Source organism: Arcicella rosea, assembly GCF_014204325.1.
GTDB lineage: Bacteria > Bacteroidota > Bacteroidia > Cytophagales > Spirosomataceae > Arcicella > Arcicella rosea_A.
Genome location: NZ_JACHKT010000034.1, coordinates 46618 through 56748 on the forward strand (window position 1 = coordinate 46618; position 10131 = coordinate 56748).

The 10131-nt window shown below is 33.7% G+C and carries 8 protein-coding genes and 1 riboswitch; of the genes, 3 read left to right on the forward strand and 5 right to left on the reverse strand.

Features of this window, described 5'->3' with window-relative positions; genetic code table 11:
- Window positions 1-194: 194 nt before the first annotated feature.
- Both thiC and thiS read right to left on the reverse strand, forming a co-directional pair.
- Window positions 195-2060, reverse strand: coding sequence for a phosphomethylpyrimidine synthase ThiC (thiC, locus tag HNP25_RS18150; RefSeq protein ID WP_184136523.1), 1866 nt, complete (start codon window positions 2058-2060; stop codon window positions 195-197).
- Window positions 2061-2077: 17 nt separating this feature from the next.
- Window positions 2078-2281, reverse strand: a complete 204-nt coding sequence (gene thiS, locus HNP25_RS18155; RefSeq protein ID WP_184136525.1) for a sulfur carrier protein ThiS — start codon at window positions 2279-2281, stop codon at window positions 2078-2080.
- 243 nt (window positions 2282-2524) lie between these two features.
- Window positions 2525-2622: riboswitch (TPP riboswitch) on the reverse strand.
- A 445-nt stretch (window positions 2623-3067) separates the two neighbouring features.
- Between thiS and HNP25_RS18160 the strand changes: the two genes are divergently transcribed.
- Together HNP25_RS18160 and HNP25_RS18165 are read left to right on the forward strand one after the other, a co-directional pair.
- Window positions 3068-3919, forward strand: a complete 852-nt coding sequence (locus HNP25_RS18160) for a pirin family protein (protein ID WP_184136527.1) — start codon at window positions 3068-3070, stop codon at window positions 3917-3919.
- 117 nt (window positions 3920-4036) lie between these two features.
- Window positions 4037-5236, forward strand: coding sequence for a carbohydrate kinase family protein (locus HNP25_RS18165; protein ID WP_184136529.1), 1200 nt, complete (start codon window positions 4037-4039; stop codon window positions 5234-5236).
- A gap of 162 nt (window positions 5237-5398) precedes the next feature.
- On the opposite strand, the gene HNP25_RS18170 is transcribed toward HNP25_RS18165, so the two are convergent.
- Complete coding sequence (locus HNP25_RS18170; RefSeq protein ID WP_184136530.1) at window positions 5399-6847, reverse strand: DUF4369 domain-containing protein; 1449 nt, start codon at window positions 6845-6847, stop codon at window positions 5399-5401.
- A gap of 213 nt (window positions 6848-7060) precedes the next feature.
- Between HNP25_RS18170 and HNP25_RS18175 the strand changes: the two genes are divergently transcribed.
- On the forward strand, window positions 7061-7843 hold the full coding sequence (locus HNP25_RS18175; protein ID WP_184136532.1) for a YdcF family protein: 783 nt from the start codon (window positions 7061-7063) through the stop codon (window positions 7841-7843).
- On the opposite strand, the gene bla is transcribed toward HNP25_RS18175, so the two are convergent.
- The gene (gene bla, locus HNP25_RS18180) at window positions 7840-8595 is read right to left on the reverse strand and encodes a subclass B1 metallo-beta-lactamase (protein WP_184136534.1); all 756 of its coding nucleotides are present in this window, start codon (window positions 8593-8595) and stop codon (window positions 7840-7842) included. The genes HNP25_RS18175 and bla overlap by 4 nt on opposite strands.
- A 66-nt stretch (window positions 8596-8661) precedes the next feature.
- Complete coding sequence (locus HNP25_RS18185) at window positions 8662-9711, reverse strand: DUF2806 domain-containing protein (RefSeq protein ID WP_184136536.1); 1050 nt, start codon at window positions 9709-9711, stop codon at window positions 8662-8664.
- Window positions 9712-10131: the final 420 nt, after the last annotated feature.

Below are 10131 nucleotides of genomic sequence, written 5' to 3' on the forward strand. Positions count from 1 at the left end.
GAGTTGTGAATTAGTGATTATTTTTATTAAAAATAAATAAAGATGTAAGATAATAATTTAAAATTTAGCACTTCATTTGTGAATGACTGAATGGCGATTGAGTAATTTATTTTCTTTAATTAAGAATTTACAATTCACTCAATCACTAACTCACAAATCACTCAATCACAATTCACTAACTCACTAAATCACAACTAAATATACACCTCCGCACCTTGTTCCACAAAAACTTTTGCTCTTTCAGCCATGCCTTTTGCTAATGCTTCTTGTTCTTCTACGCCCATATTATCGGCATAATCACGTACTTCCTGTGTGATTTTCATCGAACAGAAATTGGGACCACACATCGAACAAAAGTGAGCAATTTTTGCTCCTTCCGCTGGTAAAGTTTCATCATGATACTCACGAGCGGTGTCTGGGTCGAGCGATAAATTGAATTGGTCTTCCCAACGAAATTCAAAACGAGCTTTACTTAAAGCATTGTCTCGAATCTGAGTTCCGTAATGTCCTTTAGCAAGGTCGGCAGCGTGTGCCGCAATTTTATAAGTGATTACTCCCACTTTTACATCTTCCTTGTTTGGCAAACCTAAATGTTCTTTTGGCGTAACATAACAAAGCATCGCACAACCAAACCAGCCAATCATTGCCGCACCGATACCAGAAGTAATATGGTCGTAGGCTGGTGCAATATCGGTTGTCAATGGTCCAAGCGTATAGAAAGGTGCTTCGTGGCATTCTTTCAATTGCTTGTCCATATTTTCCTTAATCAAGTGCATCGGCACGTGACCAGGCCCTTCGATGATGGTTTGTACATCATGTTTCCAAGCGATTTTGGTCAATTCGCCTAAAGTTTCCAATTCAGCAAATTGAGCAGCATCATTGGCATCGGCAATACTTCCCGGACGAAGTCCATCGCCCAAAGAAAAAGCGACATCATAAGTTTTCATGATTTCACAGATTTCTTCAAAATGCGTATAAAGAAAATTCTCTTTATGATGTGCCAAACACCATTTTGCCATGATACTTCCTCCACGAGACACAATACCCGTTACTCTTTTCGCCGTCATCGGCACATATCTCAACAATACGCCTGCATGAATCGTGAAATAATCAACGCCTTGTTCTGCTTGTTCGATGAGTGTATCTCTGAAAATTTCCCAAGTTAAATCTTCGGCTTTTCCGCCTACTTTTTCTAAAGCTTGATAAATCGGAACTGTGCCAATCGGTACTGGAGAATTGCGGATAATCCATTCACGGGTTTCATGAATATTTTTACCTGTCGATAAATCCATGATGGTATCAGCACCCCAACGACAAGCCCAAACGGTTTTTTCTACTTCTTCTTCGATGTTCGATGAAACAGCAGAATTACCAATATTGGCATTTACTTTTACCAAAAAATTACGCCCAATAATCATTGGTTCACTTTCTGGGTGATTAATATTATTGGGAATTACGGCTCTTCCCATTGCTACTTCCGAACGAACAAATTCTGGAGTGATTAATCCTTTTTGAGTATTTGCTCCGAAACTATGTCCTTCGTGTTGATGACCAATTGATTTCAAAGCATCAATTTTCTGGTTTTCACGAATGGCGATATACTCCATTTCTGGCGTAATGATGCCTTTTTTGGCATAATGCAATTGCGAAACGTTTTGCCCTGCTTTCGCTCTTAATGGTTTCTTCAAATGTTCAAAACGAAGTGAATCCAAGGCTGGATTTGCCAAACGTTCACGACCATAATTGGAAGTAATAGAATCTAATTCTTCCACATCGCCACGATTTACAATCCATGACTGACGTAATCTTGGCAAACCTTTTCTTACATCAATATCAATATTGGGGTCGGTAAATGGCCCACTGGTATCATAAACCGTTACGGGTGAATTTTTGGACATTACTTTTCCATTCACCAAAGTATCCGACAAAGTGATTTCACGCATTGCCACTTGAATATCATGAATTTGCCCTTGTACATATACTTTTTGAGATGCAGGAAATGCTGCTCGACTGATGGTTTCAGTCTGAGGTGTTTTTTCAGTTTTCTTTGTGTTTTTCATTAGTTTTTTCTGAAACCTCAACCGCCTTGTGTAGCACGAATCAACATTAATCTATCATTATTTTGAAGAACGGTTTCAGCCCAAAGTACACGAGGAATCACTTCTTCGTTGATGGCAACGGCAAGTCCACGCATTTCAGTAATCTGTTGAATTTCAAATATTTTGATTAATGTAGGAGTATCTGTCAACTCCAAAATTTCGTCATTTACAAAGACAGTCATTGGTTTTATGTTAAGATTTAAAAACAAATGAACCTTAGAGAAGACCTGAAAAATGAAGTAATTTGATGAGGGAATGATTGGCTCTGAAAACACAAAATAAAGCCCACGCTTAGTTGTACACCTAAACAGGAATCTATTTTACACAATTGTAAACAATCCAAAATTGTTGGATGTTTTCTTTTGAAAGCACAATCAAGAAAAGCAGTGTGATTTTAAAAACGATAAAAATCGTATCTGAAATGAATTTTCTGCCTTACTTTTTCCTACGCAGCAATTACGCCGTTCAGGTTTTGAGGGTATAATCTCAGCCCGTTATATTTAAGGCACCCCTAAAGTTTGGGACAAATGTAAAGCATAAAAATTGAATTCAGGACAAATATTTTTGATTTTTTTCAATCGTATTATTCTGAAAATATTTTTAGCTTAAAAACAAAAAGCCATTACTTATGATACAATTTCTACCTAAAATCTTAGCACAATATAAAATCAACAGCAAAAAACTAAGTAAAAACCCTTGATTTTAATACCTTTACTGGCTATTTATTGTAATATTGATAATAAACAACAGATTGTCTGGACAAATCCTTCATAATATTCATAATACTTTAAGTGCATGATTATTTGTATTATTTTAACTTTTATTATCCAAGATGTCAAAAAATTATTAAGAAATTACGCCACTTTGATAAATAATTTCTGAGAAGAAATCAGATGAGTTTTATCCACTCAATGTTATTTATATTCATCTAATTTGTGCATCCAACATTATCAACAAAACAATTTCAAATGAGAGCAATCAAAAGAATCCATCAAGCCGAATACCGACCTATCGCCGATTTAATTACTTACTCTCCGTTACCTACTCGAAATTTATCACAAGTCGATCCTTTCATTTTCTTGAATCATCATGGTTTTCAGCATTATCCTGCCAATAATAGAGGTTTGCCTTTCGGCCCGCATCCACATAGAGGAATGGAAACGGTTACTTTTATTATCGACGGAGATATCATGCACAAAGATTCTAGCGGACATGAAAGTATTATATATAGCGGTGGTGTGCAATGGATGACGGCTGGAAGTGGTTTAATTCATGCTGAAGTTTCTTCTGAACAATTTAAGAAAGAAGGGGGAGATTTAGAAATACTTCAACTTTGGTTAAACTTACCCGCCAAATTAAAGATGACCAAACCATTCTATTTAGGTTTACAGCAAGACGAAATTCCGACCATTAGTTTAGCGAGCGATACCATCCAAGTAAATCTAATTTCAGGAAAATGGGGAGAAACCGTTGGTGCTTTTGAATCAAAAACAGATGTATTTTTAAGTACAATTGCCTTTAAAGCCAATGCTGAATTGAAAATTGAAGTTGTCAAAGAAAGAAATATTTTCTTTTATATCATCAGAGGTGCAATGACAGTCAACGGAAAAAATGTTGAAGCTAGGCAATTAGTTGAATTCCAAAATGATGCAGAAAGTATCAACATCAAAACAGAGAGCGACTCCTTAATAATATTTGGTCATGCTGTACCATTTAATGAGCCAATGGTAGCACAAGGTCCTTTTGTGATGAATACGCAAGAAGAAATTTATCAGGCTTACACGGACTATCAACAAGGAAAGTTTGGTACTTGGCAATAGTTTTCTCTGAATAAAAAATACTTTTATTAAACAATTATTTCTTAAAATTATATAAATTTACTTGAGTAGTATTGTTAGATTCTTTCAAAACTTTATAAAAGCACAACCGTATTAACCTTGAAAAAAGCATTACCAAACTTAATCAAAGCCCTAGAGAAACATCAATCCGCTGGAAAGTCTTTAAAAGCTATTGTTGGCTTTGATGCTTATATTGATACAGTTCAAAAAATCATTAAGACGAAAGAACAAAATCAAACCGTTTATTTTGAAACAATTAGTGAAGTAGCCACACAACTAAGTGAACTTTCTGGCAAAAATACTAAAGTACAACTTCGCCCTTTAGAAGTAAGAATGAGTGGCAATGCTCCTATTCTTGCCAATTCCTTAGGTGCTCTATCCATCAAAAATGTATGTATTGCCACAATGGGTTATCCTGTGGTCAATAGTGTTTTTGAAGAAATTCATCGCAACTGTGAATTGATTTCTATCGCCTCTCCTGCTAAAATAAACATTCTTGAATTCAACGATGGTAAATTAATATTTGCTGAGGAGAGTACTTTTGAACAACTCACATGGTCGTATGTAGCAGCACTGGCAGGAATTGACAACCTTAGTCGCTGGGTTTATGAAAGTTCTTTATTAGCCTTTGTCAATTGGGCAAATATCAAGCATTCCACCGATATTTGGAAAGGATTTTTAGAGAATATCGTCGTAAATCTTGCTCCCATAGAGGCAAATGCTTCGACTAAATATTTTTCAAGAAATAAATTCCAACAGCCCGACGATGATGTTTTTGGAATGCGTCATAAAAACTTCTTTTTCGACCTCGCCAACATTAGCAAAAGAACTAAAGAGGAAATCATTGAAGTGCTTGAACTTATTAGTAAATATGCTCAATATGGAAGAGTAAGTTTAAGCATGAATGAAGATGAAGCAAGATATATTTTTGAACTAACAAACGACCACGAAGAGCCAGATTTAACCTTGGTAACACAAAACTTATTATCAAAATATCATATCAAACAGATTTTTGTACACACCAGTCAAGATGCTTTTTTGGTTCAAAAAAACCATGTTTATGAAGTAAAAGGGAATCGTACTATTCATAAAAGAATATCCACTGGCGAAAGAGACAATTTTAATGCAGGAATATGTTTTGGTTTGATGCTTGATTTACTTCCTGAACAAACACTTGCTTTAGGTATGGCAAATTATGAAGCTTATGCAAGTAATGGTGTAAGTTTGGAATTAGATGAATTGATAAAGTATTTGAAAGGATTAGTGAAGGAATTTAATCATGAAGTAATTTCGGAATAATTTCCGGATTTAATAAAATACAAACATGAGTCATCCCGAATGTTAAAATCATAAAAAAGCGGTCGAAAAACTAATTTAGACCGCTTTTTTATGATTTTAACATTTGAGACACCTCTGTTGATTGAATTAATCATCACTCACAATTCATCACTCAACTAACTCTTACTTATTCTTTGCCATCTTTTGCTTACGAGTAAAGTCTATAAAGTCTTCTACTTGTTCAATCGGTAAGCGTTTGGCTATGATTTTCTTGTCTTTATCCAATACATAAATTACAGGCGTGGCATACACATCAAAAGTATTTTTAAAATCTGTATAATACTCTTCTTTTCCAGTTTTCGGATTCTTGTGAATATCTATTCCGTTGATAATATCTTCTAACTTAAACTCCTTGATAAAGCCTTTCCATTTTAAAGGTGTTCTATCAATAGATGCCGCCACAACTTTTACATTTTTAGCTTTTAAACTTAGATAAGCCTGTTTCAATTTAGGAGCCGACTCACGACAGTGACTACATTCTGGGTCGTAAATAAACATTACAGTATAATCAGCTGGGATTCTTGGAATTTCAATTTCTTTTCCCAAAGTATCCGTCAAATACATATCTGGGAATCGCTTACCAATCAAAAGTGGTTTAAGAATTGCCACTCTTTCTTTCATTCTTCTTACGGTAGAAGTATCCCATAATACAGGTTCACCGATATAATATTTTTCTGCCATGTGTACAAAAGCACCATCTGTTCCTAAGATTTTTGGGGTTTCGTACTGACTAGAAATTTTATAAATCACATATCTTCTTACATCTCTCGCTGTAGCTCTAGCCAACACAAAATCAGCTTCTTTTGAAATAGAATCAGAAGTTTGTACGGTTAAATCATCAAAATAACGTTCTAATTTTTTCTGTAAGAAAGGCGTGCGCATCATTCTATCATCTTTCAAATCAATATTATCCCAAAAATGAGCTTTATAATATTGAAATTGATATTGATACATCGCTGCGGTATCTGCCTTGGTAAGTACTGGCTTTGGATAAGCAGGAATTTCTGGTTCTTGTGAAGATTTAATTAATTTGCCTGCAAATAAGGTAGCATTATTTTTAAGCCATTCTTGTTGAAACTGACTTGTAGCCGCTTGTACTTTCTTGATTTTTGCTTCAACTGCTGGGTTTTTCCCTTTTTTTGCCTCCGCTTCCAAAGCTTTCATTTCATCAAAACGGTCGGACATTTCTTGTTGAAATTTAAAGAAAGCCTCATTTTCTTTTGAACCAACAATTTTCATTTTACGAATCAAATTAATCGTATCTGTTTCAAACGAAAACTCTTGATTACCGATAATCATATCAAAATACTTGCCTTTTGGCAAAGAAACCAAGTACAGTCCTTCTGGTAAAGTCTTTATTCCTTTGAAATGAAAGTTTCCATTGGCATCTACTTCGGCGGTATCTTTGATTACTTGTTGGTTGTAACCAAAATAATGAGCTAAAAAAACAGTGGTATCTTTAATACCTTTTACTTTTCCTTTGATAGAAAAACCTTCAGTTTTTTGTGCTAAAAGCTGCTCAGAGAAGGTTGTAATAAATAGTAGGAGTAAAATTTGAGATAATCTTTTCATTGGGTTTAATTGTTGTTTCAATATTTTAAAAATTAAGCGTTTTTATTTTTAAGTTGACAAACGATGCAATATTAGCCAAAATTACTTTAGGAAAACATTAAGAAAAAGTATTTAGTAGTTTTGTAAACAAAACTTAGATAATTTCATCTCAAATGCTTTTCTAAAAGGCAATAACGTTATTTTTCTCTCAATCAACATATCCTTTTTTAACTTATGTTTTACTTTCTTTCAAAAGTACTTTTTTATGTGCTAATGCCTTTATCAATTACGCTTCTGGTATTGGTTTGGGCAATGCTTACTAAAAACATCAAACGCAAAAACAAATTATTGAAAATTGGTGTCATCATGGTTGTTTTATTTGGAAACGACTTTATTGTGAATGAAGGCTTTTTGTTATGGGAAATCCCTCCTACTTCGCCAGAGAGTATTACAGAAATTTATGATGTTGGGATTATTTTAACGGGTGGAATGATTAGTAATAAAGAAGGAACACCACAAGAAATATTTGTAGATAAAACTGCTGATAGGTTTATTCAGCCTCTTCGACTTTATAAACAAGGAAAAATCAAAAAGATATTAATAACGGGTGGCAATACTGATTTGACGGTTATCAGAAATGATGTATCTGACGAAAACCTAAAAACTGCTCAATTGTTAGAAGAATTGGGCGTAAAGAAAAGTGATTTAATCTTAGAAACCAAAGCCCGAAACACCAGAGAAAACGCTATTTATACGGCAGAAATTCTCCAGAAGAATCCACAATTAGGTAAAAAATATCTTTTATTCACCTCCGCCTTTCATCAAAGACGTTCGATAGGATGTTTTGAAAAAGCTGGATTATCAGTAACACCTTTTAGTACAGCCTTCAAATCTAAAGCAAGGACATTTACTTTTAATAGTTTAATCATTCCAAGCGAAGCAGGATATTATGAGGGTTATCACCTTATCCATGAAGTAATTGGCTATTGTGTTTATAAGGTTTTGGGCTATTGTTAGGGTTTAAATAATTGAATAGTATAATCCAACAAAGCGATGTTTCCATAATCTCCATGTCCGGGAACTACTGTTTTCACATTTGGATATGTCTTTTTAATTTTTTCAACCGTGTTTGACCACTCTGCAATATTTGCATCGCCTAAATAACCTTTGCCAGCTTCTAGTTCTTTGATTAAGCAACCGCCAAACATGATTTTTTCGCTTGGGAAATATCCTATTACATTATCTTTGGTATGTCCTTCTCCCAAAAACTTTGCGATAATATGTTGATTACCCACTTTTAAAATAAGGGAATCATTAAAACTATTTTTAGGAACAACATAATTATTCTCTTTTGCCAATGCTATTGTTTTGAAATAAGCATAAGAAGGAATACCATTTTCATCAAATGCCTTTAATCCTCCCAGACAATCATCATGGAAATGTGTCGGAATAATGGCGTTGATTTTACAATGAAGCTTTTCTTTAATCCATTTGATTAACAACCCTGAACTTTTATCATTAGTTGGCGTATCGAAAATAATTACTTCATTACTATTTCTAACAACAAGCCCGTTACAAGGAACATAACCAAAATCATTGGTTTGTAAAAAAGAGGTATGTTCAAAAGCATTCTTAGCAATCTGAGTAATGACTAAATCCTTTGATTTATAAATCACTTTAGCTTTGAATACCAATTGCTTTTGAGCAATGCTTTTAAGGTTTGTGATAGAGATTAGCAGGATTAATAGGATTTTGATTAAAGGTTTCATTTTTTGTTTTTTGTGTTTGGATAAAGGTCTTTGGGAAGTATTTTAAATAATGTTTATTTTGGACTTTTATTTGAATTCTTGTAACGGCTGAGAGTGCATAATTGAGTTTCCCTCCCAAGCAAAAATATGAGCATATTTTACTTCCACATTTTCATTTTTAATTGAATTAGCATAATAAGTCAAATAATCAAAGGGTGGAGTTGGCTTTATAAGTTGTAAAAGTTCGTTTCCAGAACTACTGAATACATTGACAGGCATCTTGATTGATGGTGTATTTGCTTTTACATTTACGAAAATTGCAATATTTCCAGCAATAAGTATTCTTTGACTATCTGATGTTTGCTGTATAAATTGATGGTTTACAAAGTCACCAGGTTGTATGAGTCCTATTTCAGTCAGAAGAGCAATGTCCATATAATTTACGTTGTAATCATTCGATAGTTTATCATCATTATTTCCTTTGAAGATATAATTTGCATTGCCAGATTTAATTGCAAAGTTTGCAACTTTCATAAATGTATCAGCTTCTCTTTTTGATAGATTACGAATTAATTCGAGCGTTCTAAGGGAATATGATTTGGGTTGTTTGATTTCACCAGCTAAAATTTTACCCCATAAAGCTTGCATTTCCTCATTTGAAATATCCTCAGCTATACGAAAAAATCTGGTTATCCAATCTTCGTCTAAGGGCTCATCTGTAACAGGCTCTCCATTCTTTAGTTCTTCTGCTGCAAATGCTGTAACATTTTCGACATTTAATTGCTTTTTTGCTTCTTGAAATTTTATTCTGTCTGCTGTTCGTTCCTCAAGTGGTGAATTATTTAAAATTGATTGAGGGATTTGGATTGGAAGTTCTTTAGGAGAAGTAATGGCTATTTTCTCATCTTTATAATCTATTCCACCTGTAATTTGAAAATTCTCTTTGACAGCTGTTGCCATTATTTTCATTTCTTTTGCTCGTGCTTCAGCAAGCTTTTCAATTTCGTACGCTCTTGTATCAATATCTTTTTTATCAAAATAAGATTTTGAAATTTTTCCAACAGAATTTGAAACTATGTCAATTAGTTTGTCAATAGGTAAAACTTTTCCAAGACCTAAAATATCGTTTAACTGCATTGTCTAAATAGTTTGTTAATTTCTTTTGCTATTTCATACGCTTACGGCTTACTCGTAAATATATGAATGTTTAAGTTTTTTCATAAAAGTAAATAATTGAAATAAACAAAGCAATTGCCCTCCTCAATCAATTCATAAAACACTAATTCTCAAATAATTCAGCTTTACACCAAGTCTCAAAAAAACTCCTAATTCTTACAAAATCAATTTACTCCAATAAGTAAGAATCATCCTATATTCTCAACACTTGAATCAACAGAAAAGCCGTTTTTGAAAGCATTGCCCAATTTTCTCTTTAGGATTATAGGCAAAGGAATGAGCAGTTTGTCACATCCTAAAAAAGCTTGACAGTTTTAGTTAACTTTTACAGCGATGTCCTTATCGACCGAATCTTCTTTTAATACAACTTTAGTTTCTTCG

Coding starts and splice junctions, on each gene's coding strand:
- thiC (WP_184136523.1), bottom strand. CDS start 2,060: ATGAAAAACACAAAGAAAACTGAAAAAACACCTCAGACTGAAACCATC.
- thiS (WP_184136525.1), bottom strand. CDS start 2,281: ATGACTGTCTTTGTAAATGACGAAATTTTGGAGTTGACAGATACTCCT.
- HNP25_RS18160 (WP_184136527.1), top strand. CDS start 3,068: ATGAGAGCAATCAAAAGAATCCATCAAGCCGAATACCGACCTATCGCC.
- HNP25_RS18170 (WP_184136530.1), bottom strand. CDS start 6,847: ATGAAAAGATTATCTCAAATTTTACTCCTACTATTTATTACAACCTTC.
- HNP25_RS18175 (WP_184136532.1), top strand. CDS start 7,061: ATGTTTTACTTTCTTTCAAAAGTACTTTTTTATGTGCTAATGCCTTTA.
- bla (WP_184136534.1), bottom strand. CDS start 8,595: ATGAAACCTTTAATCAAAATCCTATTAATCCTGCTAATCTCTATCACA.
- HNP25_RS18185 (WP_184136536.1), bottom strand. CDS start 9,711: ATGCAGTTAAACGATATTTTAGGTCTTGGAAAAGTTTTACCTATTGAC.